General features: G+C 57.0%; 19 protein-coding genes and 3 pseudogenes. 15 read left to right on the forward strand and 7 right to left on the reverse strand.

What is annotated here, in order from left to right:
• Positions 1–31 precede the first annotated feature (31 nt).
• The 3 genes from guaB (at position 32) to HLH36_RS14885 (ending at position 4,801) form a co-directional block, all read left to right on the forward strand.
• Complete coding sequence (gene guaB, locus HLH36_RS14875) at positions 32–1,534, forward strand: IMP dehydrogenase (protein WP_182987117.1); 1,503 nt, start codon at positions 32–34, stop codon at positions 1,532–1,534.
• A gap of 36 nt (positions 1,535–1,570) precedes the next feature.
• Positions 1,571–2,863 carry an RsmB/NOP family class I SAM-dependent RNA methyltransferase gene (locus tag HLH36_RS14880; protein WP_182987118.1) on the forward strand — a complete coding sequence of 431 codons (1,293 nt, stop codon included), beginning with the start codon at positions 1,571–1,573 and terminating at the stop codon, positions 2,861–2,863.
• A gap of 99 nt (positions 2,864–2,962) precedes the next feature.
• The gene (locus HLH36_RS14885; protein WP_182987119.1) at positions 2,963–4,801 is read left to right on the forward strand and encodes a cation:proton antiporter; all 1,839 of its coding nucleotides are present in this window, start codon (positions 2,963–2,965) and stop codon (positions 4,799–4,801) included.
• Positions 4,802–4,838: 37 nt separating this feature from the next.
• On the opposite strand, the gene HLH36_RS14890 is transcribed toward HLH36_RS14885, so the two are convergent.
• Positions 4,839–5,297, reverse strand: coding sequence for a L,D-transpeptidase family protein (locus HLH36_RS14890; RefSeq protein ID WP_182987120.1), 459 nt, complete (start codon positions 5,295–5,297; stop codon positions 4,839–4,841).
• A gap of 258 nt (positions 5,298–5,555) precedes the next feature.
• On the opposite strand from HLH36_RS14890, the gene HLH36_RS14895 reads away from it, so the two are divergent.
• From HLH36_RS14895 to HLH36_RS14905, 3 genes are all read left to right on the forward strand, one after another.
• Positions 5,556–6,272 (forward strand): response regulator transcription factor, encoded by a 717-nt coding sequence (locus tag HLH36_RS14895; protein WP_182965727.1) that lies wholly within the window; start codon positions 5,556–5,558, stop codon positions 6,270–6,272.
• A gap of 299 nt (positions 6,273–6,571) precedes the next feature.
• Positions 6,572–8,062, forward strand: coding sequence for a D-glycero-beta-D-manno-heptose 1-phosphate adenylyltransferase (rfaE2, locus tag HLH36_RS14900; RefSeq protein ID WP_182987121.1), 1,491 nt, complete (start codon positions 6,572–6,574; stop codon positions 8,060–8,062).
• Positions 8,059–9,408: an AGE family epimerase/isomerase gene (locus HLH36_RS14905; RefSeq protein WP_338030468.1), complete on the forward strand. Its 1,350-nt coding sequence runs from the start codon at positions 8,059–8,061 to the stop codon at positions 9,406–9,408. The genes rfaE2 and HLH36_RS14905 overlap by 4 nt, the downstream gene beginning before the upstream one ends.
• A 27-nt stretch (positions 9,409–9,435) precedes the next feature.
• On the opposite strand, the gene HLH36_RS14910 is transcribed toward HLH36_RS14905, so the two are convergent.
• Positions 9,436–10,887, reverse strand: coding sequence for a mannose-1-phosphate guanylyltransferase/mannose-6-phosphate isomerase (locus HLH36_RS14910; protein WP_182987122.1), 1,452 nt, complete (start codon positions 10,885–10,887; stop codon positions 9,436–9,438).
• A gap of 137 nt (positions 10,888–11,024) precedes the next feature.
• Between HLH36_RS14910 and HLH36_RS14915 the strand changes: the two are divergent.
• From HLH36_RS14915 to HLH36_RS14955, 9 genes and pseudogenes are all read left to right on the forward strand, one after another.
• Positions 11,025–11,776 (forward strand): annotated as a pseudogene (locus HLH36_RS14915) (IS5 family transposase).
• Between the two features lie 197 nt (positions 11,777–11,973).
• Positions 11,974–13,752, forward strand: coding sequence for a hypothetical protein (locus HLH36_RS14920; RefSeq protein WP_182987124.1), 1,779 nt, complete (start codon positions 11,974–11,976; stop codon positions 13,750–13,752).
• A complete protein-coding gene (locus tag HLH36_RS14925) occupies positions 13,752–14,348 on the forward strand; it encodes a glycosyltransferase family 9 protein (protein ID WP_182987125.1) in 597 nt (198 codons plus the stop codon). The genes HLH36_RS14920 and HLH36_RS14925 overlap by 1 nt, the downstream gene beginning before the upstream one ends.
• The gene (locus HLH36_RS19870) at positions 14,345–15,997 is read left to right on the forward strand and encodes a glycosyltransferase (RefSeq protein ID WP_182987126.1); all 1,653 of its coding nucleotides are present in this window, start codon (positions 14,345–14,347) and stop codon (positions 15,995–15,997) included. The genes HLH36_RS14925 and HLH36_RS19870 overlap by 4 nt, the downstream gene beginning before the upstream one ends.
• Positions 15,998–16,022: 25 nt before the next feature.
• Positions 16,023–17,267: a pectate lyase family protein gene (locus HLH36_RS14935; protein WP_182987127.1), complete on the forward strand. Its 1,245-nt coding sequence runs from the start codon at positions 16,023–16,025 to the stop codon at positions 17,265–17,267.
• A 17-nt stretch (positions 17,268–17,284) separates the two neighbouring features.
• Entirely contained in the window at positions 17,285–17,905 is a 621-nt protein-coding gene (locus HLH36_RS14940) for a D-glycero-alpha-D-manno-heptose-1,7-bisphosphate 7-phosphatase (RefSeq protein WP_246376890.1), read from the forward strand.
• A 7-nt stretch (positions 17,906–17,912) separates the two neighbouring features.
• Positions 17,913–19,370, forward strand: a complete 1,458-nt coding sequence (gene rfaE1, locus HLH36_RS14945; protein WP_182987128.1) for a D-glycero-beta-D-manno-heptose-7-phosphate kinase — start codon at positions 17,913–17,915, stop codon at positions 19,368–19,370.
• A 24-nt stretch (positions 19,371–19,394) separates the two neighbouring features.
• Positions 19,395–20,579, forward strand: a complete 1,185-nt coding sequence (locus HLH36_RS14950) for an AGE family epimerase/isomerase (protein WP_246376892.1) — start codon at positions 19,395–19,397, stop codon at positions 20,577–20,579.
• Between the two features lie 35 nt (positions 20,580–20,614).
• Positions 20,615–21,478: a glycosyltransferase gene (locus tag HLH36_RS14955; protein WP_182987129.1), complete on the forward strand. Its 864-nt coding sequence runs from the start codon at positions 20,615–20,617 to the stop codon at positions 21,476–21,478.
• Between the two features lie 30 nt (positions 21,479–21,508).
• Here HLH36_RS14955 and HLH36_RS14960 read toward each other — a convergent pair.
• The 5 genes and pseudogenes from HLH36_RS14960 to HLH36_RS14980 all read right to left on the reverse strand — a co-directional run.
• Positions 21,509–21,631 (reverse strand): annotated as a pseudogene (locus HLH36_RS14960) (IS5/IS1182 family transposase); the annotation flags it as partial.
• A 73-nt stretch (positions 21,632–21,704) separates the two neighbouring features.
• Positions 21,705–22,709 carry an IS481 family transposase gene (locus HLH36_RS14965; protein WP_182987130.1) on the reverse strand — a complete coding sequence of 335 codons (1,005 nt, stop codon included), beginning with the start codon at positions 22,707–22,709 and terminating at the stop codon, positions 21,705–21,707.
• Positions 22,710–22,788: 79 nt separating this feature from the next.
• Complete coding sequence (locus HLH36_RS20280) at positions 22,789–22,989, reverse strand: IS4/Tn5 family transposase DNA-binding protein (RefSeq protein ID WP_220792862.1); 201 nt, start codon at positions 22,987–22,989, stop codon at positions 22,789–22,791.
• 112 nt (positions 22,990–23,101) lie between these two features.
• Positions 23,102–24,601 (reverse strand): glycosyltransferase family 9 protein, encoded by a 1,500-nt coding sequence (locus HLH36_RS14975; RefSeq protein ID WP_182987131.1) that lies wholly within the window; start codon positions 24,599–24,601, stop codon positions 23,102–23,104.
• A gap of 604 nt (positions 24,602–25,205) precedes the next feature.
• Positions 25,206–25,380 (reverse strand): annotated as a pseudogene (locus HLH36_RS14980) (IS630 family transposase); the annotation flags it as partial.

Here is a 25,380-nt window from a genome sequence, read left to right on the forward strand (position 1 = left end):
CCCCTGCAACGGTAGATGAGGTTCCTGCACGATGTCTTCCCCCAGCCATCCGCTTTCCGTGTCCCGTGTCGAGGAGCGCATTCGCGAGGCCCTGGCATTCGACGACGTCCTGGTTGTTCCTGCGGAATCGCGGGTGCTGCCTGGCCAGACATCCACCAGCAGCCGCCTGACGCGCCGCATCGGCTTGAACATTCCGCTGATCTCGGCGGCGATGGATACGGTGACCGAGGACGCGATGGCCATCGCCATGGCCCAGCAGGGCGGCATGGGCGTGATCCACAAGAACCTCACGATCGACGAGCAGGCCGAGCATGTCCGGCGCGTCAAGCGCTACGAATCGGGCATGGTGGTCAATCCGGTGACGGTGTGGCCCGACCAGACCCTGGCTGACGTCAATGCCATCATGACGCGCCACGGCATCAGCGGCCTGCCGGTGATCGAGCGCGACACCAAGCGGCTGGTAGGCGTTCTGACCAATCGCGACGTGCGCTTCGCCACCGACCCGAACCAGCGCGTCGACGAACTGATGACGCGCGACAATCTGGTGACCGTGCGCGCCGATGTCGGCCGGGAAGAGGCGCGCCAGCTTCTCCACCGTCGCCGGATCGAGAAGCTGCTGGTGGTCGATGATGAAAATCGTTGCATCGGGCTGATTACCGTCAAGGACATGGAAAAGGCGGTCCTCTACCCGCTGGCCAACAAGGACGAGATGGGGCGCCTGCGCTGCGCCGCCGCGACCGGTGTGGGCGAAGACGGCTTCAAGCGTGCCCGTGCGCTGATCGAGGCCGGGGTGGATGTCGTGGTTGTCGATACCGCCCATGGCCACTCGGCCGGGGTGATGGAGGCTGTGGCGCGGGTCAAGGCGTTCGACGACCGGATTCAGGTGGTTGCGGGTAACGTTGCGACGCCGGAAGCTGCCATCGCCCTGATCGAGGCCGGCGCCGATTGCGTGAAGGTGGGGATCGGTCCGGGTTCGATCTGCACCACCCGCGTCGTCGCCGGCGTAGGCGTGCCGCAGTTCACCGCGGTGCTGGAAACGGCGGCGGCCTGTCATGAGCGCGACATTCCGGTGATCGCCGATGGCGGCATCCGCACTTCGGGCGATATCGTCAAGGCGATCGGTGCCGGGGCCGATGTCGTGATGGTCGGTTCGCTGCTGGCCGGCACTGCCGAGGCACCGGGCGAGGTGTTTCTGTACGAAGGACGCTCGTACAAATCCTATCGCGGCATGGGCAGCCTGGGCGCCATGGCGCGGGGTTCGGCCGACCGTTATTTCCAGCAGGAAATCAAGGAAACCCACAAGATGGTCCCCGAGGGGATTGAAGGGCGCGTTGCCTTCAAGGGCGGCATGGATGCCGTGGTGCATCAGCTGGTCGGGGGGCTGCGGGCCGGCATGGGCTATACCGGCTCGGCGACGGTGGCCGACCTTCAGGTGCGTGCGCGCTTCCGCCGGATTACCGGGGCGGGCCTGCGCGAGAGCCATGTCCATGATGTGGCGATTACGCGTGAAGCGCCGAACTATCGGCGCGACTGATCCCATCGACCGCCATCTTCGACTGACAGGACGAGTATGACGCCCAGCGCGCGGCTTGCTGCCGCCATCGATCTGCTGTCGGAGATGGAGGTGACGCCGCGTCGCCCCGCCGACGCCGTTGCCAATGCCTTCTTTCGGGAGCGCCGCTATATCGGCGGCGGGGACCGCCGCGCCGTGTCCGAGCGGGTCTGGGCCGTGCTGCGGCACTGGCGCCATATCGGCTGGTGGCTGGAGCAGGCAGGCGCGCCGGCCACCCCGCGCACACGGTTGATCGCCGCCATGCAGTTGATCCCCCGGCCGGGTGAGGCGCCTGGGGCCCTGTTTTCGGGCGACCGGTATGGGCCGGCACCGCTGACATCGGCGGAGCAGGATCTGGCGGCGCGGCTGCGCGGCCAGGCGCTGGCCGATCCCGCGATGCCGCAGGCGGTTCGGCTGGAAGTGCCGGACTGGCTGCTGCCGCGACTGGCCGAAACGTTCGGTTCCGCGCTGGAGGCCGAGGTCTCCGCGCTGGCGGGCGAAGCGACGCTGGACCTGCGGGTCAATCTGCTGAAGACGACACGCGGGGAGGCGGCACGCCTGCTGGCGGAAGAAGGCATCCACGCCGAGGAGACCGATCTTTCCCCCTGGGGGCTGCGTGTGCCGGGGCGGCAGCCGATTACGGCGACGGCGGCCTTCAAGGCCGGGCTGGTGGAAATCCAGGACGAAGGCAGCCAGATCGTGGTGGCGGCGGCCGATGCACGGCCGGGTATGCGCGTGCTGGATTACTGCGCGGGTGCCGCCGGCAAAACGCTGGGCATGGCCATGACCATGCAGAATCGCGGCCATATCGTGGCGTGCGATGTTTCGGAGCCCCGGCTGGAGGGTGCGGTGCGCCGCTTGCGCCGGGCAGGGGTCCATAATGCGGAACGGCATCTGCTGGTGCCGGGTGACCGCTGGGCGCGGCGCCGGGCCGGGAGTTTCGACCGGGTGCTGGTCGATGCACCCTGCACCGGAACCGGCACATGGCGTCGCAATCCGGATGCGCGGCTGCGCCTGACTGAGCGGGATCTGGAGGAACTGACGGCCAAGCAGGCCGAGATCCTGTCGATGGCCGCCACGCTGGTTCGGCCGGGCGGGCGGCTGATCTATGCTACCTGTTCGGTGCTGCGCGAGGAAAACCAGGAGCGGATTGCGTCGTTTCTGGCGGCGTCGCCGCAGTTTCGGCGCGCGGGGCCCGAGCCCGATTGCGGCCTGCCGGCCGATCTGATGCAGGATGGCATGATCGCGGTGTCGCCGCTGCGGCACGGCACGGACGGTTTCTTCGCTGCCGTTCTGGAACGGGTGGACTGATTTCCTGCAAGGTGTCGGGGCGGCGTTCTATCGCCCTGACATCGCACGACGTATTCTGGTACCTTGCGGCTCTTCGAGCTACCAGTCCGGGATAGGTGCATGCAGGAAAATCTGGCCATTGGGATCTTGTGTGTGCTGGGCGGCGGCATCGGCGCCCAGTGGATTGCCTGGCGCTTTCGGCTGCCTGCCATCGTCCTGCTGTTCGCGTTGGGTCTGATCTATGGTCCCGGGCTGAATCTGCTGCATCCGTCGGCCGCGATCGGGCGTTATTTCCACCCGATGGTCTCGCTGGCTGTGGCCTTCATCGTGTTCGAGGGGGGGCTGGGGCTGGATTTCCGCCAGTGGCGTGCCGCCGGCGAGGGGGTGCTGCGCCTGACGGTGGTGGCCCTGCCGATCAATCTGGTCCTGGGGACGCTTGCGGCCCATTTTGTCGGGCATCTGCATTGGGGCGCCTCCTGGCTGTTCGGCGCCATCATCGTGGTCACCGGGCCCACGGTGGTCCTGCCGTTGCTGCGTCATACCAAGCTGCGCCCAAGGGTGGCGGCCTTCCTGCGGTGGGAGGCGATCCTGAACGACCCGGTCGGTGCCATTCTGGCGACGCTGGTCCTGGAATTCCTGATGATCCTGGGCAACCGGCATTCGGGTATGTTCGTGGCGGAAATCGTGCCGCATCTGCTGTTTGCCACCATGATGGGGGTGGGCTGCGGCATTTTCCCGGCGGTGCTGGTGCGATTCCTGTCCCGCCGAGATCTCATCCCTGAAATTCTGCGGATCCCCATCATCCTGACCTTGGCGATGAGCGTTTTCGCCATCTGCAATTTCTTCATGGAGGGCGCGGGTCTGATGGCGGCCACCGTCTTCGGCATGGCACTGGCGAACCTGCATGTGCTGGGCATGAGCGAGCTGCGCCGTATCAAGGAGTCGCTGGGCGTGCTGGTTGTGTCCTGCCTGTTCGTCATGCTGACGGCCGACCTGCATCGCGAGGTACTGGCCCGCCTGTCCCTGCCGATCGTGGCCATGACGCTGACGGTGCTGTTCGTGGTACGCCCTGTCGGCATTTTCCTGTCTACGGTGCGCTCGGGCCTGTCATGGCAGGAGCGGCTGTTCGTTGGCTGGATCGCGCCGCGCGGTATCGTTGCCGCCGCCGTGGCGGGGGCGGCGGGCCTGCAACTGAGCGACGCCGGTTATCCCAGCGCGGACCTGGTGATGCCGGGCGTGTTCGCCCTGATCGCGACGACCATGATCCTGCATGGCTTTTCCCTTCGCCCGGTCGCCCGCGCCCTGCGCCTGACCCTGTCGGACGACCCTGCGCTGGCGATCGTCGGCGCCAGCGCCTGGTCTACCGACCTGGCGGGGGTGATGCATCGGCTCGGCTGCCCGGTCGTGCTGGTGGATACCTATGCCGGCGCGCTGACGGCGGCGACGCGTGCGGGCATTCCCACCTTGCGGGCGGAGCTGCTGTCCGACGAGGGGATGGAGAGCCTGGAGGAACGCCCGGCCGACTATCTGATCGCCGCTACGCCCGATGCGATCTATAACGGGTTGGTCTGCGCCCGGCTGGCCCCCGATTTCGGGCGCCAGCGCGTGTTTCAGGTCAGTCCGGGCGTGGCCCGGCTGGATCTGTATCGCGGATTGAGCCGCGATTCGCGCGGAAGGGTGCTGGGGGAGCCGGCGTGGAATTTCACGCTGTTCGAAACGCTGTTCGAACGCGGATGGCGTTTTCGTGCCATGCCCCCCGTACCGGCCCCGTCGGGCGGGGCGCCGGCGGGATCGTCGGGTTCGGCCGACGGCAACCGGCTGGTGATCCTGACTGTTCGCAAGGGGACTGCGATCTGGATCTGTTCGGCCGAGGATGCGACGCCGGTGGAACCGATGACCGGCGACATCGACGTGGTCATGGAGCCGCCAGCGCCGCCGGAACAGACCGCGCTGGCCTGAGCGCCTGACTGGAATGCGGGCCGAGGGTACTGTGCCCTCAGCCGGGCGGCGGGACGTCGATTTCCGACAGGCCGGCCGCCAGCAGGCGGCGCAGGTCCGACTCGTGCAGGGCGATGCAGCCTTCGGTGGGACGCCGGTCGGGGGATTGGAGGTGCAGGAAGATTGCCGACCCTCGGTCGGGCACCGGCGGGGAATCGTTGTAGCCCAGGACGATCACGATATTGTAAACATCATCATCGCGCCACATGCGCTCGTGGCGGGCGGGGTGTGGCAGCGTGACCGGGCGGTTGTAATCGGCATGGGTGGGGTCGTCGCACCAGCCGTCATTCGGTGCCAGCGGTTCGACCGGAAGATGGCTGGCAGGCGCGGCGACCCGATCCGCGCGATACAGGACCCGCCGCAGCTTCAGCACGCCGGCCGGGGTCGCGTGGTCGCCTTCCTGCTTATGGACGCGGATTCCGGCGGCGCCGATGATGGCCGGGATTTCCTCGCCCATGCAATGCAGGCGTGCGTCGGACCCTGTATTTGTTTTTAGCAACGCGCGTATCATGAATCGCTCCAACTGGATCGCTTTTTGCCCTGAATCGGTTTTAGACTGTCGGGCCTGAGGTCTGGATAGGGCAATGTGACCGGGATGGTGAGTGAGGTGTCGTGTCGGCTGGCCCGGATGCTGCCGTTTCCGTCCTGGGAATGATATAGGATAAAGATGCCGGCCCCGCGTGAATGGGGCCCGGTCAAAATTAAAGAGGGTTCGATGGCAGGTGCGCGTCCCATTCTGATAGTGGATGACGATCAGACGTTACGTCATATGCTCGTCGAACAATTGCAGCTGGAGGGAGAGTTCCAGGCGATCGAGGCCGAATCGGTTGCCGATGCCTGGGAGAAGCTCAATGCGGCGGGCGCCCGGTTCGACGCGATCATCCTGGATGTGACGCTGCCCGACGGTGACGGCCGCGATTTCTGCGCCGAACTGCGGCGGCAGGGGAAGCGGATTCCGATCATCATCCTGACCGGTTCGGACGAAGAGACGGACGTGGTGCGGGGGCTGGACGCCGGCGCGAACGACTATGTCGCCAAGCCCTTCCGTATCGCCGAGCTGCTGGCGCGACTGCGTGCCCAGATGCGTATCTTCGAGAACAGCGAGGATGCCGTCTTCTCGATCGGGCCGTATGTGTTCCGTCCTTCGGCCAAGCTGTTGCAGGAACCCGCGCGCAATCGCCGCATCCGCCTGACGGAGAAGGAAGCGGCGATCCTGAAGTTCCTCTACCGTGCCGGGACGCGGCCGGTGCCGCGCCAGGTGCTGTTGAACGAGGTGTGGGGCTATAACGCTGCCGTCACCACCCATACGCTGGAAACCCATATCTACCGCCTGCGGCAGAAGATCGAGCCCGATCCGACCAATGCCTCGCTGCTGGTGACCGAGGGCGGCGGTTACCGTCTCGATCCGGAAGGGGGCGTGCGCGCTTCCTGATCGCGGGTTTGAGGTGACGCCGTAAAGGCGTCCCTTACTCCGATAATTCGTCCCTTCATGCCGGAGCGGGCGATGCGGCGCGGACCACGGATTCTCCTCTCCCGCCTTATTGCAGACAGCTTCAGAGAGATCTGTACGGGGGCGGGCGGCGGCCGGTGAGCGAGAGTGCATTTGCCGCGCTCCGAGCTTCCATGTCTCTCGAATCGTCTGTCTGTGGTCGCGTATGCTAAGAGGCCCCGGCTGGGAGGGCTGCGCCCCTCCTTGGCGTTTTTCGGGCAGGTTTAGGTATTCAGGGCACCATGATCGAAGATTTCGACTTTGGCCGGATTGCCGTCATTGGTGATCTTTTTCTTGATTGCTACATTACCGGATCGGTCAGCCGGATTTCTCCCGAAGCGCCGGTGCCGGTCCTGCTGCGTGCGGCGCATAGCGCGGTGCCCGGTGGAGCGGCGAACGTAGCCATGAATGCGGCGGCCCTGGGATGTCGGGTCGAACTGGTCGGGCTTGTGGGATGTGATGGTTCGGCGGAAAGGTTGAGAGCCGCGCTGGCTCCTTACCCCACGATCGGTCTTTCCGGCCTGGTGGCCGATCCGGCCTGGACCACCATTACCAAGACGCGTGTGCTGAGCGGCCGCCAGCAGATTGTGCGAATTGATGACGAGCGGGTGGAGCCAGTCGTTGCCTCCACGAGGGCGCGCGTGATCGATGCCGCCTGTGTCGCGATTGCGCAGGCCGATGTGGTGGTCTGTTCGGATTACGCCAAGGGCGTCCTCTCAGAGGAGACGCTGGAAGCGATCATGGCTTTTGCCGTCGCGCGGAATGTTCCGGTTATCGTCGATCCCAAGCGCAAGACCTTCTCGGCCTATCGTGGGGCGTGGCTGGTTACCCCCAATCGCGATGAGCTGACCACTGCGACTGGCTTGCCGCTTCGGACGGACGATGACGTTGCTCGTGCAGCGACCGTGGCGGCGGGACAGTTCGGTGGCAACGTGCTGGTGACCCGTTCCGAGGAAGGGATGACACTCCTGCGGACGGATGGGCGGTTGCAACATGCCCGCGTGCGCAAGTCGGAAGTGTATGACGTGTGCGGCGCGGGGGACACGGTAGTTGCCACCATCGCCAGCGTGGTCTCGGCGGGCCAGGATCTGGGGACTGCCGTCGTCATTGCCAACAGTGCGGCATCGCTGGTTGTCGGCAAGCTGGGCACGGCCACGGTTTCGCGCGATGAGTTGAGCGCCGCCCTTACGGCCGAAATCCGCGAAGATGGTGCCACCGTTCCGACCGATCGCGCGCGGGAGATCGTGGAGGAATGGCGGCAGCATGGTGCGCGGATCGTTTTCACGAATGGGTGCTTCGACCTGGTGCATCCCGGTCATATCTCGCTGATCAGGGCCGCGGCGCGGCAGGGTGACAAGCTGATCGTCGCGCTGAACAGCGATGCGTCCGTCCGGCGGCTGAAGGGTGAAAGCCGTCCGGTACAGGATGAACAGGCCCGCGCAACTGTGATCGGTGCCCTGCGCGATGTCGATCTCGTCGTCATTTTTGACGAGGACACCCCACTGGAGACGATCCGCGCCCTGCGGCCCGATGTGATCGTGAAGGGGGCGGATTATCAGGAGCATCAGGTTGTCGGCGGCGATTTCGTCAAATCCTACGGGGGAGCCGTGGCGCTGGTCGATATCGTCTCCGGGCGCTCGACGAGTGCTCTGGTCGGGAAAATGCGCCAGCCTGCACCTTCGGCCGTTGAACCTGCCAGCGTTCCCGGAACAGCGCGGGGAAGCGTTCCGTGACCAGCCCGGCGGATGCTGGCAGGCCTCTGTCCCGTGGTCTTGGGGCAACGTGGCGTGAATGGCTTGTGGCCCGTGCGTTGCCTTTATGGAGTGAGCGCGGATTCGATCCTGAACGAGGGTTGTATCACGAGCGGCTGACATGGAGCGGTGCGCCGGTTGCGTTGCCCGAGCTTCGGCTGATGGTGCAGGCCCGGCAGATCGCCGTCTATTGCCGGGCGGGCCTCGATGGGCTGTATGAGCCATCGGCCCCGGCGCTTGCCCAGGCATTGCTCTGCCTGGAGACTGTCGAGCGGCTTTACTGGCGCGCCGATGGCGCGCCGGGCTGGATTTTCTCGTTGGCGCCGAATGGCGGGCCTGCAAGCCGCGTGCGTGACCTGTACGCCCACGCCTTTATTTTGTTCGCTTACGCTTGGGCTTACCGTTTGACCGGCGCCCCCCGTTATCGGCGCGCTGCCCGTGAGACCGCCAGCGAGACCTGGCGGCTATTCGCCACGGACGGCGAGGGGTTTAAGGACAAAGTGCCCCAGGCAGACGCAATTCGCCGTCAGAATCCGCACATGCATCTGCTGGAAGCGTGCCTCGCCCTGTTCGAGGCGACGGGGGAGGCTTTCTACCTTGACCAGGCGCAGTCCCTTGTTGGCCTGGCCTGCCAGCGGTTCGTGGACGCGCGCTCGGGGGCGCTGCTTGAGGAATTCGATTCCGGCTGGGCGCCACTTGCGCCCTGGGGGCGCAACCGCGTTGAACCTGGGCATTTGTTCGAATGGGCCTGGCTGTTGGGCGAATATCGCAGGCTGGCGGCTTGCGGGGCAGAAGAGGACGCGCGCCTGCGCGCGGTGGCGGACCGATTTTTTTTGGTGGGAAGGGACTGGGGCTGCGCGCCGGATACAGGGCTTGTCTATGACGCCATGACCGAGGATGGCATTGTTTTCGAGCATTCGACCCGGATCTGGCCCCAAACCGAGTTGCTGCGCCTCCTTGGTCAACGCAAGATTACGGAAGGAAGCGAGGGGGCGGATCTGTCCTCTCTCAGCGGACTGTTTTTCGCGCGCTATGCCCCATCCTGGCTGGCTGGCGGATGGGTAGATCGGCTGGATAAGCGGCTTGCCACGACGGTGGACTATATGCCCGCAAGTTCATTTAACCGACTTTGTAGGCCTGGCAGGCCTTATGCGTCATCGCCGCGACGATGCTCCGAGCGCACTGGCACCAAAGTGCTTCTGGGACTAACTCGTCTATTCGATAATCTTCATAGAATCATGGACTCGTCTGACCCAACAAGTCCGACGAATGAATGGAGCGGACCTGTTAGTCATTATGGCGCATTATTGATGCTGCCCGAGCAATGACCATGGTCCGCATCCAATCAGATGGTGTTATGCCCTGGCATAAACATCTTCGATACGCACAATGTCGTCCTCACCCAGATAGGGACCGGATTGGACCTCGATCAACGTCAACGGAATCCGACCAGGGTTTTCCAGTCGATGAATGGCACCAAGCGGCAGATAGACGCTTTCATTCTCACGCACCATGATCTGTTCGTCGTCGCGTGTGACCAGCGCGGTTCCGGCGACAACGACCCAATGCTCAGCCCGATGGAAATGCTTCTGTAGCGACAATTTCTGGCCGGAATGGACCGAGATGCGCTTTACCTGGAAGCGATCGCCCTGGATCAGGCTTTCATAGAAGCCCCAGGGCCGATAAACCCGATTATGGCTGAGGGCCTCAGGACGTCCCGCCGCTACCAGGCGGGCAACCATCTTCTTCACGTCTTGGGCGCGATCACGATGCGACACCATAACGGCATCTTTCGTGACCACGACGATCAGATCCTCGACGCCTGTGACCGTGGCCACGATGCCATCAGAACGGACATAACAATTCTTTGCCCCATCAAGGAAAACATCCCCCGACGTCGCGTTGCCGTCGGCATCCTTCGGGGTCAGTTCCCAAAGCGCATCCCAACTGCCGATATCCGACCAGCCGAAATCCCCAGGGACGACAGCGGCCCGTTTGGTGCGCTCGGCTACTGCGTAGTCAATTGAAATGTCGGGCGACTGTGTAAAATGCTCAACGGAAAGACGTTCGAAATCCATGTCGGACGTGCGTTCGGTGACAGCGTTTTTGACCGAGGAGTAAACCCGCGGTTCAAACGCTTCGATTTCGCTGAGCAGCGTGTGGGCACGGGCAACGAACATGCCGGAATTCCAGAGATAACGTTCGTCACGGATCAGTTCGGCCGCACGTTCGCTGTCTGGTTTTTCGAGGAATTTGGCGACCTGATAGGCGCCAGACACCTCCTCCAGTTCAGCCCCACGTTCGATGTAGCCATAGCCTGTTTCGGGCTTCCTGGGCTGCATGCCGAAGGTGACGATATAGTCGTTGCGTGCCGCGTCGACCGCCAGGGCCAAGGCGGTTTGCAGGGCTGATTGATCCTTGATCGCCGCATCAGCCGCCATGACCCACATTATGGCGTCAGGATTTTCCTCGGCAATCAGAAGCGCCGCAGCGGCAATCGCGGGAGCGGAATTTCGACCTGTCGGTTCCAGCACGATACGGGCATTGGTGATGCCCACCTCACGGAGTTGTTCGGCGATAAGAAAACGATGCTCAGCATTGCAGACGACAACCGGGCACCCCAGTCCAGGCTGCTCGCCCCGCAAGGCGGTTTCCTGCAATAGCGTTTTGTCGGAAAGCAAAGGCCAGAACTGTTTCGGAAAACTTCCACGCGATACTGGCCAAAGGCGGCTTCCAGAACCACCAGACAGAATAACAGGAATTACGGCTTGTGTGCCTGATTTAGTATTCAAAGCAGTATCCGACATTTTTATCTATCAATTTCCAAAAGAAGGGCTCATTTCTTAATGAAAAATGATTGGGTTGAATAGATAGAAAACCAACAGACTAGGGTCTGTGGGGATTTGAGATTCCCATTTTAGCGGAGATGTGATTCACCCCCTGGATGGATCGCTTAGTACTGACCGATGCCCAATGGGCGAAGATAGAACCGCATTGCCTGGGTAAGCTGTCTGATCCCGGACGCAGTGGTCGCGACAACCGGCTATTCATTGAGGCGGTTCTTTGGATTGTCCGAACAGGCAGCCCATGGCGGGACCTTCCTGCCACATTCGGCGACTGGAATACGGCATTCCGTCGGTTTCGTGATTGGCGCGAAGCCGATGTTTTCAAGCGGATTTTTGATGCCTTGTCGGGAGACCCCGACATGGAATACGCCATGGTTGATGCCACTATCGTCAAGGTCCACCGGCACGGCCAAGGCGCAAAAGGGGGACTCAGAGCCAGGCCATTGGTCGTTCCAAAGGCGGGATAACGACCAAGATCCTGGCCCTGACCGATGCCTTGGGCAACCTTGTTCGCTTCAAACTGCTACCGGGGAACCGCTATGACACGATCGGCGTCGCCCCCTTGATCGATGGCATCAACTTCGAAGCTCTGCTGGGCGACAAGGCCTTTGATGCCAACTGGATCATCGAAGAACTCGACCAGCGAGGAGCGAAGGTCGTCATCTCACAACGGTCACAGCGCAAGAACCCGCGCGCCATTGACGAAGAGATATACAAATGGCGTCACCTGATCGAGAACTTCTTCTGCAAACTCAAGGAGTTCAAGCGCATCGCCATGCGAGCCTGCAAAACCGACCGGAGCTTCGAGGCAATGATATATCTCGCCGCAGGTGTCATCAACTCACGCTAAATCCCCACAGACCCTAGTCGTCAATCTGACATAGCCGTTTTATTTCGCAGGGCATCAGGCCACGCCGGAAACTCTACCATCCGGCGATCCAACGTTTGGGACCAGATCACAGTTCGCCATTGCCCAATTTCTGCCATGGCTCAATCTCAGTGCATATGTGAAATTCCTGCCAACCCCATTTTCGTGGAGAATTGTAAATGTTATCAACTGTGATTCGCTTGATAAGCGGTGAAGGGGTGGAAATGCTGAGTGTTCGCGCGAAAATTAGACACTTTTTTTTGGGAAGTGATCCACAGAGCGAAAATATTAAGCAGTTTAAGGTAAAAAAAACTCCGAATGGACGGCTGGAGACGGAAGAAGATCCGCCATGCCTTGGCATAGACGGTGAAGATGATCGTGTTTCGGAAGATTTTTTTTCACTTTCGAGCGCAATTCCTGGCCTCAAGTCAGCCGTCCGGCGGGCGGATGTTGTAGACCTTACTCTTCCGGGTGCCCTTGTCCCCCTAGCAGATGACGGCATCACCACTAGCATTGTCGTGGCGTTAAATCCGGCGAAACCCAACGAAAGCATTAAGGTTCTTCCTCCGAAGCAGCGCTATATTCTCATGCGGGAGGTTCTGCAGCTCATCAAGGACTACCGTATTACCCTTCAGGCTGCGTTCGACCGACTTCGCATTGGTGGATGGCTTGTTATTAGCGTCCCGCATCAGTTCCTGGCCGAACGCAAATATCGTTTGCCGTCCCGCTATGGTTCCTCGGCACTGAGGTTATATACTCCCGCCTCGCTTATTGCGGAAATTGAGGAAGCTCTAGATCCGACAACATATCGCGTTCGTCTACTGCGCGATGATGATAATGGTTACAATTATACGTCTGGAATTCATGAACGTCCAGAAGGTAACCAGCGCATAATTGTGGCGATACAAAAGCTGAAGCGTCCCATTTGGGCTGACCAGCTTTTTGAAGGTGATCAGCCAGTGGAAGCGTTCAGCCCGGCAGATCGGGTTGTGTCGAAGGCAGAGGGGCCTATCTCCACCCATATTCTTTCTCCGTCGCCAGGTGAAATTGGGACCATTCTTGTGATCAAGCTTGACCACAGAGGAGACTATCTCATGGCGGTTTCGGCTATGGCCGAACTGCGAACGCGGTTTCCTGCTGCAAAGATTACTTTTGTCTGTGGAAGCTGGAACGCAGATTCTTCGGAAAAAAGCGGATATTTTGATGAAGTTTTAGTTTTGAATTTCTTCGGCGAGGATGCCTCTCTGCAACGGGAGCCGAAACGTGATGTTGTCACACAAATCTTCGCAGATATGATGAAGGGGCGGTATTTCGATCTTGCTATCGATATGCGTTTCTTCGACGATACAAGGGATTTGCTGCGCCATGTTGGTGCGCGCTTCAGGGCTGGTTTTGACCGTTGGAATACATTTCCATGGCTCGATATTGTTTTAACTCTTCCTTCGCCAACGCTCGATGGAAGTGCGATGCAAATCGATTGGCCGCTTGATAGCTTCCGTTGTGCTGACAAACTGCGTCTTCCCGATCAAATTATTCTACCACCCGCGACATTGTTCGGTAAGCCCAGCATCACCGTTTTTGGTCCCTACAAACCATTGAAGGCGGGGAAGTACAAACTCGAACTGAATTTACGGAGCCGACGTAAAGCACAGAAAATTGCCATTGATATCGTTCATACATCTGCATGCAAATGTGTGTTCGTGAGTCGTGTGATGGTGCGACCTGACGGTTGCGACATCATTTACTTCGATCTTCCCGAGCCTGCGGATGATTTCGAGATCAGAATTACTTGCCCAACTTGGGGCAATGATCCGCTCGAATTTTCTGGGGCACATCTGGTTCGGCTGGGTGCGATCGTTGGGGTCCATCAGCGTGAAGCGATGTATCTTCTCATTCAGTTGATCTACCATCGTCTTACGGCACCTTATGTCCATGAAATTGCAGAAGAAGACATCTGATGATGGCTAACGAAACGGTAGGGCGGGCGCCCATCGTGATTGCGCCATTCGCAAATGAGCGGGCTCGCGAATGGCCATTGGAAAATTTTCATGAATTCATCCGGTGCGGTTTGAAGGACGGCTACGATTTTGTAGTGTCAGGTATGCGAGGACAGCGACCGCTTGCGAATGTGCTCGTCCGATCATTTCCTGCTGATCGTGTGCGCAATGCGTGCGGTGCGACAACTTGGCGTGAGATGCAGACGCTGCTTCGCCAGGCTCCTTTTGTTGTCGCTAACAATTCAGGAATCGGGCATCTTGCCGCCGATTTGGGGCAATGGGTACTCTGCGTTTTTTCTGGTTCGCACAGTTGGGTCGAGTGGATGCCGCGTGGCCCCAAAGTGGTCACCCTGGCGCGCATGCCCGCTTGTGCGCCGTGTGAACGGGAACGTTGTCCGAATGATCGTGATTGCATGATTAATCTTCGCGGTTCGTTCGCCTACGCGGAGATGACTGCGATTATTCGTGACTACTCCAAAAAAACTCGCGGTCAAGGTACGGTGCATCAGGCTGTACAAGTCATGACGGCCAATATCTCTCCTGGAGTGACCCAGTGAAAATCTACTACTTTATACATATTGTTGGACGTGACCAGGGAAATAGTGGTATTCCCCGTGTTTCGCGTAATCTCGGTGCAGCACTCGATATGGCGTCGGGCATTACACTTGTTCCCGTTCGTTGGGATGAAGCGTCGTCGGCAATTGTACATGTAGAATCTGTCTTTTTGGATACCATGCGTCTCTATGGTGGCCCAAATTTGAAATCAGGCGGCATCGCTGGCCAGCCTGTTCACCTTGATAAAAAACCGGGTCACTGGCTACTTATCCCCGAGGTGCCTCAACTGGGCTCTCACGATAACCTTTATCCCCCTGTTCAATTTCCGCTAATCACCGGCTATGCACGACAGTATGGCATGCGTACTGGTGCCATTTTCCATGATGCTATGCCCCTTACACATTTCGGGGAGGAAAATTCGGGTCAGCCGAACGGCCTTGGTTTTTTGATCTACGTGCTTGGGCTTGGTGAGTGTGATATTCTTTTGCCCGTCTCACGTGCTTCCAGTGAAGCGTTGACTGGTTTATTTGGGCGCTATGGGATTCTTCCCACGTTTGATCGGACTGTAAAACCCATTTTGTTGCCAGAAGAAGTCATTGGCGAACAAAGCCTTGCTTATTTGAAAACATCAAGTCGTGAGCATCAAAATTCTATCGAATTTTGCATGTGGGGGACGATTTTTCCTCATAAAAATTTCGTTTCTGGAATGGAAGCCTTTAATATTCTGTGCCAGCGTAGACCTGATCTCGATCTTCGCTTGCATCACGTAGGTTCCGTTAGTGGCGAGAGTATGGATGCGGTGAGACGTCTCGTTCGACAATCGCGTGGACGTATAATATTGCATGGCTTCGTTTCTGATGCAGAGCTTTCTATGATTGCTAGACGTTCGCGTGCTAGCATTTTTGTATCTCTAGCTGAAGGTTATGGGTTGCCGTTATCGGAAAGCTTGTGGCTCGGGTTGCCATGTATTACGTCAGCGTTCGCACCAATGACTGAAATCGCGGCGGGTGGCGGGGCACTACTCGTTGATCCAACAGATACCGAGAGTATTGCTCGCGGTATAGAGAAAATAGCGACGGATTCGGTATTGTATGAACGCCTAAAAAATGAGTTGCGCGCGCGCAATTTTAGGACGTGGAAACAATACAGCTATGAGGTTTTACAAGAAATTCGGGCAGTCGACGTGACCGCACGGGAACGAGTGCACGTATTAAACTATATTCCGTTGCGTTCGACGTCAGCGTCGATGCAGCTTGAAGTTCTCGGTTTTGACTTGAGCGATATGTCAATACCCGAAGCCTACGATGCCGTATCAGTGCCTCTAGTTGCCGACGGCGTGTTGAAATACGAGCGTGATGAGCATTTTGCAGTTTCTCATCCAGTGATTTGCTTTGGCCCTTATGTTACTGTAGGCGCTGGACGATACGTAATTGTCTTTGATGGAATATTAAAAGGGAAGTGTCTGATCTGTATCACGTCCGACGAGGGGCGTAATATTTATTTGGAGAAAATCATTGATACTTTAGAAACTAAATTGGAATTCGTAACGGATAAAATCATGAGTAAGATGGAGATTGTGTTCACCAAAACACCAGAACTCGAATCACTCTCGTTAGACGCCATTTGGGTTACACGCTACTCTTTGTCGTAGAATGTCGGTGCGGAAAATTAGCGACATGAGACAGAAGGCGGAACTGCAAAACGAGCATGGGATGCTTGATTGGAGCGTAAGAGACGGCGGGCTGCGCTTGCGTTGCGTCGTTGCGACAGTCACGATTGTTTTTGCATGTTTCTGTGGGGCGCGGGAAGCAGAATGTGCCACGAGCGATGGCATCGAGCGGCTTGAAGCGTTTGGTGCCCGATGTGACGGAAAGGTCGACGACACGAAGGCTATAAGCGCATGGTTGGCGACAATCCGGCCGCATGCGCATATTTTGTTGACGGCTCCACCGGGGCGTTGTGTTTTTTCTGCTCCACTAGCTACGCCAGCGGGCGGTGCATCGGATGTCACGATCCGGGGATCTGGTCCATATTCCACCGTCTTCGTCTATAATGGTTCGCGGAGGGACGCGGATCTTCTCGTGATCGGAGATGGGCGTAATGGATATGTACAGTTCGCAATCGGCGATTTTTCTATTACTTCCAGTGTGCCGTTAACTGATGGTGCGGCAATCCATCTGAGGGGACTTCAACGTTCCGTCCTTTCCAACATCATTATCGACGGGCAAGACGGCACCGGTTATTTCTGGAATGGCATCTGGTTCGACGGTATTGACGACGTAGTGACTTCTGGTCAGAACTATGCGGCTGCCCAACGGGATGCGGTTCGGGTGAATGGTATCGAAGGGCTTGGCCTCGCGGATTTGACTCTCAGTGGATGGAAAATCTCGCCTGTCAACGGGGGGAAAGTTGATGCGCGCCAGGTTGGGCTTCATCTCGGTGGTGGTTTTGGCGGTCTTTATTGTACAGGTGGGACTGATATCATCGGAAACGGGACAAATGTGCTGATAGATACTAGCCTTAATCCAATCCTTCACAATCGCGAAGCGTCATTTGACGGCATGTGTGCTCTTGATTCATCCCGCTTCGGCCCAGGGTTAGCGTTGATGGAAGAAAAGGGTGGTAATTACCTTACTTTCGCAGGCGGATGGGTGGCCTCCTCCTATACGTACGGTCTTTATATCGCGCCTAAGGCGACTGGTTGGCTCTCCTTCGTTGGCGGAACCATCTATAATAATGGCGAAGATGGCGTGTTTAGCGCTTCGTCTGAAGTCCTACAGACGTATGTGGGAACCCACTTTCGCCATAATGGCATGTCACGAAAGGGAGCAGGGCTAAAATTTCGAACTGGGGGGCAGGTTTCGTATGAAGGGAGTCTTTTTGAAGGAAATCGCGAAGGTGCGGTAATAAAATTACCTTAAGCTGAGGACGTTTTGCAATGACAGAATTTCCATCCCGCGCCAATAACCAACCAGACTTGAATGCGTCGATGGCTCAGATCGTAGTCGGCGCGGGCACACCGACTGTCGATGGTCTTAATTTTTCTCCGGCGGTTTTCTTTGATCGCGACGGTGTGCTGAATGTCGATACGGGTTATCCCCACCGGCCGGAGAATCTCACGCTCCTTCCCGGCGCAGGGGAGGCCGTGGCGCTGATCCGGCGGCGAGGCTATCGGGCGATCGTCGTGACGAATCAGTCGGGTATTGCGCGAGGTTTATTTGGCGAGAAAGATGTCGAGCTATTTCATGCTCGATTAGTCTCGGCACTTGCCAAGAAAGGCGGAGCAATCGATGCATTTTATTTTTGTCCCTATCACCCGCAGGCCATGATCGAACGTTATCGCTGCGATCATCCTGACCGTAAGCCAAATCCCGGGATGATTGAACGTGCAATAGCCGATTTTGCGATCGATCGGTCGCGTTCGATTTTGATCGGCGACAAAAACACTGACATCGAAGCTGCTTTGGCCGCCGGCATTCGCGGTTATCTGTTCACTGGAGGGAATCTGTTCGACTTTGTATCCTCGATACTTCCCCCCTCATCAGCTTTGGAGGCATAGCGTTATCGTGATCGAAAATTTTGATTTTGGCCGTGTGGTCATTATCGGTGATATTATTCTTGATTGTTATATTAATGGTTCTGTGGGGAGGATTTCTCCGGAGGCTCCGGTACCGGTTTTGCTCCGCGCGCATCATACCGCCGTTCCGGGTGGAGCGGCGAATGTGGCGACGAATGCCGCGACGCTGGGGTGCGAGGTCACCCTGCTTGGGCTCGTCGGTTGCGATGATTCGGCCGAAATCCTGCGCGCGACGCTTTCCACCACGCCGGGCATTGATCTGACTGGGCTTGTGGTCGATTCGTCGTGGACAACTATAACCAAGACGCGCGTCCTCAGCGGTCGTCATCAGATTGTTCGGATTGACGAAGAGTGTGTCGTATCCCTACCCGAAACGACGCAGGCCCGCCTTATTGAAGCGGCGCGTAATGCCATTAGCAAAGCCGACGTCGTAGTGTGTTCCGACTACGCTAAAGGCGTCCTTTCGGATGATGTGCTCGGTGCTGTCATTTCTTTCGCTCGAGAGCGAGGAATTCCTGTGATCGTCGATCCCAAACGGAAGGATTTTTTGGCTTATCGTGGTGCGTCTCTCATTACGCCCAACCGCAGCGAAATGACATTAGCGACCGGATTGCCCATGGATTCAGACGAGAAGGTCGAACGTGCAGCACGCATGGTCGCTGAACAGTTCGAGGGAGACGTCTTAGTCACACGGTCGGAAGATGGTATGAGCCTAATTCGGCGCGAAGGTGACGTCACGCATGTCCGGGCGCGCAAATCGGAACTTTGTGATGTTTCGGGTGCGGGCGACACGGTGGTCGCGACGATCGCGAGCATGCTGTCCGCTGGACAGGATCTGGAAACTGCTGTGGTTATCGCTACGAGTGCTGCTTCGATCGCTGTTAGTAAGTTAGGCACCGCGACGGTATCACGAAGTGAACTGAGTGCCGCCTTGCTGGCGGAAATAAAAGAAGACGGTGGCACGCTATCGATCCAGCAGGCTCAGACGGTGGTTGACAGCTGGCGTCATCATGGCGCTCGCGTCGTTTTTACCAATGGTTGTTTCGATCTGCTTCATCCCGGACATATCTCGTTAATCAGTGCTGCTGCACGACAAGGGGACAAACTGATTGTTGCGATCAACAGCGATGCGTCGGTCAAGCGGTTGAAAGGGGCATCTCGACCGCTTCAGGATGAGGGGGCTCGCGGAACTGTAATTAGTGCGTTGCGCGACGTCGATCTCGTCGTGATTTTCGATGAAGACACACCACTCGAAATCATACAGACGTTGAAACCCGATGTGGTCGTTAAGGGAGCTGACTACCAAGAATACGAGGTAGTCGGTGGCGATTTTGTGAAATCCTATGGCGGAGCTGTGGTCCTCGTGGATATCGTGTCGGGCCGCTCGACGACCTCGATCGTCAAGAAAATGCAACAGACCAAATCTGCCGTCGAGATGGCTCTCTAAAATTTTCTGGACGGAGATTTTTTTATGTCGGACGGACGTAGCGTTTTGTCTCTTACTTCGATGCATGACACATGGCGGGGCTGGCTGACCACGCAGGCTCTACCGCTATGGAGCAACGAGGGCTTTGACGATCGCCGTCACCTTTATCATGAACGGCTGACTTGGGATGGCGCGCCGATCGCGATGGCTCAGCTTCGCCTTATGGTTCAGGCGCGACAAGTCGCGACATATTGTCGCGCGGCCCTCGACGGTCTCTATGACGTTTCTACCCAGGCGATTCGCTGTCTCGATGAAGTGGAACGCCTATACCGGCACTGCGATGGCGCTTCGGGTTGGATCTTTTCGTTGGCTCCAGATGGCACGCCCGCAGACCGTAAGCGTGATCTCTATGCCCATGCTTTTATTCTGTTTGCCTATGCGTGGGCATATGAACTGACAAAAGAGGAGCATTACCGCCGGATTGCTCGCGAGACGGTCGAGGAAGTGCACAAGATTTTCGCTGCCGCAAATGGCGGGTTCAGTGATGCCGTTCCTGCGCCTGATACGGTGCGGCGGCAGAATCCGCATATGCATCTCTTGGAAGCCTATCTTGCCTTGTTCGAGGCAACCAGGGAACAATTTTATCTTGATCATGCGAAAGCGCTCGTGAAGTTTGCCCTCGGGCGTTTCATCGATAAGCGTTCTGATATGTTGCTCGAATTTTTCGATGCCGAATGGGTGCCGTGTGAGGTATACGGTAAGAACCGCGTCGAACCGGGCCATCTTTTCGAATGGGCTTGGCTGCTGCGCGAATATGAACGGCTTGTAGGCTTTGGCGGTGAGAAGGCCGCGCAAATCGCCGGTACTGCAGATCGTCTCTTCGCGGCAGGGATATCTGTTGGCATTGACCCCGAAACAGGAATCGCGTTCGATGCCATGACGGAAGAAGGCGTGGTCTACGAACGATCTACACGTATCTGGCCGCAGACCGAACTCATGCGGCTACTGTGCCAGCGACGTAGACTAGGCCTCCTAAACGATGCTATATTACTGGTCCGATTGAGCCATGTATTTTTTGGCCGTTATGCCCCTCAGCGCCTGTCTGGTGGCTGGATAGACAGGCTTGATTCGTCTCTTACTCCTCTAGTGGATTACATGCCCGCGAGTTCCCTTTATCACATCTACGGTCCTGGTCGCGAGCTAGGGATTGGTGTCTCTCTATGTAAATAGAGGTATAATTATGATAGAATACTACGGAGAAAAATATGTTTTCTATAGAAGAAAATTTTCATGAAATAAACGAAATTTATGAGAATATATTTAGAGAAAATAGGGGATTCTATCATTGTCTTCTTGTTAAAATCATCTGCCAAAACCCATACTTAGAATATATAAAGAATAGATGTACAGAAAAAATAGCAAAAAGAGAAGTGGAGTGTATGCAATTTTGGGATGCGAAAAACATACCGAAAGACGTAAATTTGTTTATGGATACTTGGAGAGAATTTTCTGGCGCAACTTATAAAGTTTTTGATGACGTTTCCGCTGAAGAATTTATTAGTGCGAACTTTCAACCGCGTGTTGTGAAGGCTTACCAAGCTTGTTGGCATCCAGCCATGAAATGTGACTTCTTTCGTCTTTGTTATCTTTACATTAATGGCGGATTTTATGTGGATGCAGATGAAATTTTAGTAAAAGGCGATGATTTTTGTATACCAAATTCGGGAAGCTTTATCATTTTGCAGCCTATACTGAGAAAATTTGAGCATGGGGAATGGAGGGGTATTGAATATGATAAATTTATTAAAGATAATCAGAGTCGGAATGGTTCAGAACCCTACTTCAATAATTCTCCAATAATATGCTCAAAAAAGAATCCGGTGGTATTTTTGTCTATAATGAGGTCTATATCTATATTAGAGAATGGTAACTCATATAATTATTCTGTACATGATATCACCGAGCCGTCCAATATATCTTTGTCTTGCATAGTATATATGATTGCTCGTGGCTTGGGGTTGGTCCCTCATACAGATATTGTCTCAATCGGATGGAAAGAATTTGCTCGGGACGGGAGCGAAATCGAACTAGCGTATAAGCGGGATACGCGGGATTGGAGAAAAATCTGACTGTTGCGGGCGACAGTTTTAGAGCCTGGATCAGAAAGGGGTCTGATTGATTTTCCGCAGAACTCTGCGGATATGGGCGATCATCAACCAGGCGTGGGATGACGAGATTGTTGCCTCGACATCCTTCGTGAGGCGGCGGCAGCGCCCGAGCCATGGTAACCGGCCGTTCATGGCCGCCTTATGAGTGGGGCGGTGGATTGGTAAGTTCACGTCAATAACGACGTCGTTAACGACGTGAACTGTCAGGTTGTGAGACGTCATTGGCGTAAATCATGATGCGATCGACATCATCCATGATTTCTGCGTCCTTGACGGGTTTGTGGCGTCGATTGCGGAGACGTGGTCGTTGCCGGAGGCGCTCGGCCACTTTTGCAGCAGGTGAAAGCCCGTTCAACACCCGCTGTCGGCGTTGGTTGTAGGCGTGGTTGAACCCACGCAGCAGGGCTTCAAGATCCGCGTGGTGCGCGACGTTGATCGGCAGAACTTCGGTTGCGATACGGCCGTTGAACCGCTCGACCATGCCATTCGTCTGGGGCGAGTAGGCCCGGGTCCGCCGCCGATCCACACCCTGATCCTGGCATGCTTTCTCAAACGCATCCGCAGTAAAGCAGGAGCCGCGATCGGTCAGGATATGGGTTATCTTGAATGGGAAGGCGGCTTTGACGGCCTTGAGAAAATCGACGGCATTGGCAGCATTCTCGGCGTCGTAGACGGCCAGATGCACGAAGCGCGAGCAGCGATCGATCGCGACGTAGAGGAACCGTTTGCGGGCCTCACCATCTGCGGTCTGCAGCTTCGGCAGATGCTTCACGTCGATATGGACATAGCCCAGGTCATAATCCCGGAAGGTGCCCTCTCCCCGCGCCGGGCGGACCTTCTCCTTCGCCGGCCGGCGATTGAGGCCTGCGTCCTTGAGGATGCGCCAGACGCTGTCGCGGTTGAGGTGGGGCAGGAAGTGCCGCAGCACGAAGGTCAGGTCATCGAGTCCGAACTCAGTGGCCCGACGCAGATGGCAAACGATCGCGCGCTCTTCCTCGGTCGCTTTCCAAGCCAGCAACCGGGGCTTGCTGCTACGATCCGTGCATCCCTCTACTCCGCGCTTGCGCCATTTGCGCACCGTCTCGTCGCTGATGCCGAAGCGTTGGGCTAATACCCCGGTCCCTTCCGTCGAGCGCGCGATTTCGGCCCGGACGGCAGGTGTGGTGCGGGCTTGCGGATGGATCTGATGCATCAACGATCGCTCCAGGACGCAGCGTCAAACCAGCGGGCGTAGGCAGCAATAGCCCATGATACCTCATCCCAATGACGTCTCACAACCTGACACATACCCTCTCATTTGAGAGGAAGCGATAGGCCGCCTTCGTATTCGCCCAGTCCTGGCAGACAAGAGGGATACTCTGTCCAATAGCTCCGCCCATTTGACCAAGCAGTCTGCAAAACCTTGTCTTCAGACGTTTGTCGGCAAAATGACATGCAGACATCTCACGTTCAAACCACTGACCCTCAGGCATCGCACCTCTCCAGAAAAGGTGCCAGAGAAAGAATCACATACCATATACCGTGCGCAAGACCGGTTGTTCTCGAAAACCAGATTTATGGGTAATTGAAAGCATGAGCGGCCGGTTACCCTTCATCTTTGGGTGAAATTTCTTCTAGAGCGGCTTCCAAAACTGTTGAGATCGGAACCGACGTCAAGCACGCGATATTCATGCCGCAGGAAAGGCTGTCATTCAAGCCGCAGCCGGCACAAGGAACGCGGCGTGATAGAATAACGCCACTACGATTCTGCCCCCATTCCTGCCAGTTGAGGCGGGGGATGGCAATGCTCACGACACGAACTCCCCGAGTGGCTGCAAGATGCTTCGGTCCGGTGTCGTTGGCAACTAGAAGCCTAGCGTTCGATAGAAGCGTGTCGAACGTCTCCATGTCTGTGGATGGCACCAGCCTGATACCGTCCAAGCTTTCGCATTGTGCTTCTACGGTGCTGGTCAGGTCGTCGCTATCGATGAACAGTAGAACAGGAATGCGCGTGGCCGAATAGAATAGAGCACAGAATTCCAGGAAACTCGGCAGCGGCCAACGATTGATAGGATGGCGCGCACCCGAGTGCACGACAATATAACCCTTTTTTTCCACTCCGTGGGCGTTAAGAACGGAGACATCCTGGTGTGATGGAAGGCGGGCGACGATGGTTTGTCGCATGTGCAGGGCCCCTTCCAAGGCAGAAACTAGCATGCTGACATGGGCCGCATGATTGACGATAGCTTTGCGGTTGATCTTGTCTCGTGAAGTGACTTCAATGCCGAAATCGATAAAAGGAAACTGATCGGGTTTGAAACTTACCCTGTAGCGCGCGGCACATAACCGCATCAGGGTCTGGCTCTCGGCACCGGGAGAGAGATCCATGGCCAGATCGAACTCTCGCCCCCGCAGACAGTCACGCACTGCCTGTTCAGCTTCGGTCGTCAGAAAACGTCGCTCCGTGCGACTGTTATAGGACAGCGAGAGCGACAGATACTCATCGGCGATTCCCGAGGCGACCAGAATGGGCTGGATAGTTCTTTGCGACAGAACGGTGATGCGTGCTTCGGGAAAGAGCGCCTTTATGCGTGCCATTGCGGGCAATGAGGCTGACACGTCTCCCAACTGGTCCGTGCGCAGGATCAAGATGGAGCGAATAGTTCCGGGAAAAAGAGATTCCTGCGGCCTGTGCCACTCGACTGGTAAAGACAGCACATGGTCGATGGTCTCCATCTTTCCGTCCAAAGCCGATGGCACGAAGGAGTCCGAATACCGGACGCCATCGGGAACTAATGCGGTTATCGTCTCCTGCGGCATAACAGTCACGAAGCGGCGGATGTGTCCGACCAGTCGTGTGCCCGTATAAACATTCATATGCAATTTCTGCCGACCAGCAGATAGACGGGCCGTATCCACCCACGCATTCACAATCCAGATCTTCATACTACCGATCGTACGAGCCATTATCGGTGTGGCGATGGCAATTTCTGTCGCGGAGCCGTCGGCGGTGACGACGGCGCGAGTCAACTTATGACGCGAAGAAACAAGAACGCGAAACGCAATCACCCCCGATAGGATCGGATGCCCGGTCGGGGTCTTCATACTTCCGATCTGTATCAGGGCGACACGTGTCACGGAGACGCTCAACAGATACACGAATGGGCGGAATATTACCGATAGATGTTTGCCACCGCCGGGAGATTTCTGATTTAGGGCGGGTAGCATGCGTGTCAAAAGCCATTTGATATTGCGAGACAGAGGAAGGGTCGTCAGTTCGAAAAACGGAGCATGCGCGTCGCTGTCGCTCAAAAAAGGGAGGTGGGCGTCCGGGTCTGTGTCCAGTCCCTGATAGGCAGGTGCAGAACAGTTCCGTGAGTCAACATCGTCATTGGACGGGTCGAAGGACCTGATTGTTTTATTCACCACTGCTCCTAGTAAAATTCCGCTTTTGAACGTCGGCTCACAACGTCCCAATATTATAGCGTAAGGAAGCTGCCTAGCCGATTGATTATGCCTTACGATTATAGACTATTCACGGGTCGCCAATTGTCCCACGCATGACCAGATGAGAATTTTACCTAAACACAAATAGTTTCTTCATATCTCACTGGTAAATATACCCGTATATGGACACTTGGGCGGCTTTCCATGCTGGTCGCGATCATGGCTCATAATAAACCATGCTAGTGTCCTGATTCCTAAATTTCTATCCACATTTTTGCTGGACGGCGACGGTTCGTTGGCAGAAGCGTTGGATTGACGCCAGGATATCGTCAGCGGACTTTGTCCATCGGAAAGGCTTGGGATCCGCGTTCCGGGCGTCGATGTAGGCATTGATCGCCGTCTCGAGCTCTCGAACGGAACGATGCGTCCCACGCCTG

It is taken from the genome of Gluconacetobacter aggeris, assembly GCF_014174395.1.
In the GTDB taxonomy this organism is placed as follows: Bacteria; Pseudomonadota; Alphaproteobacteria; order Acetobacterales; family Acetobacteraceae; genus Gluconacetobacter; species Gluconacetobacter aggeris.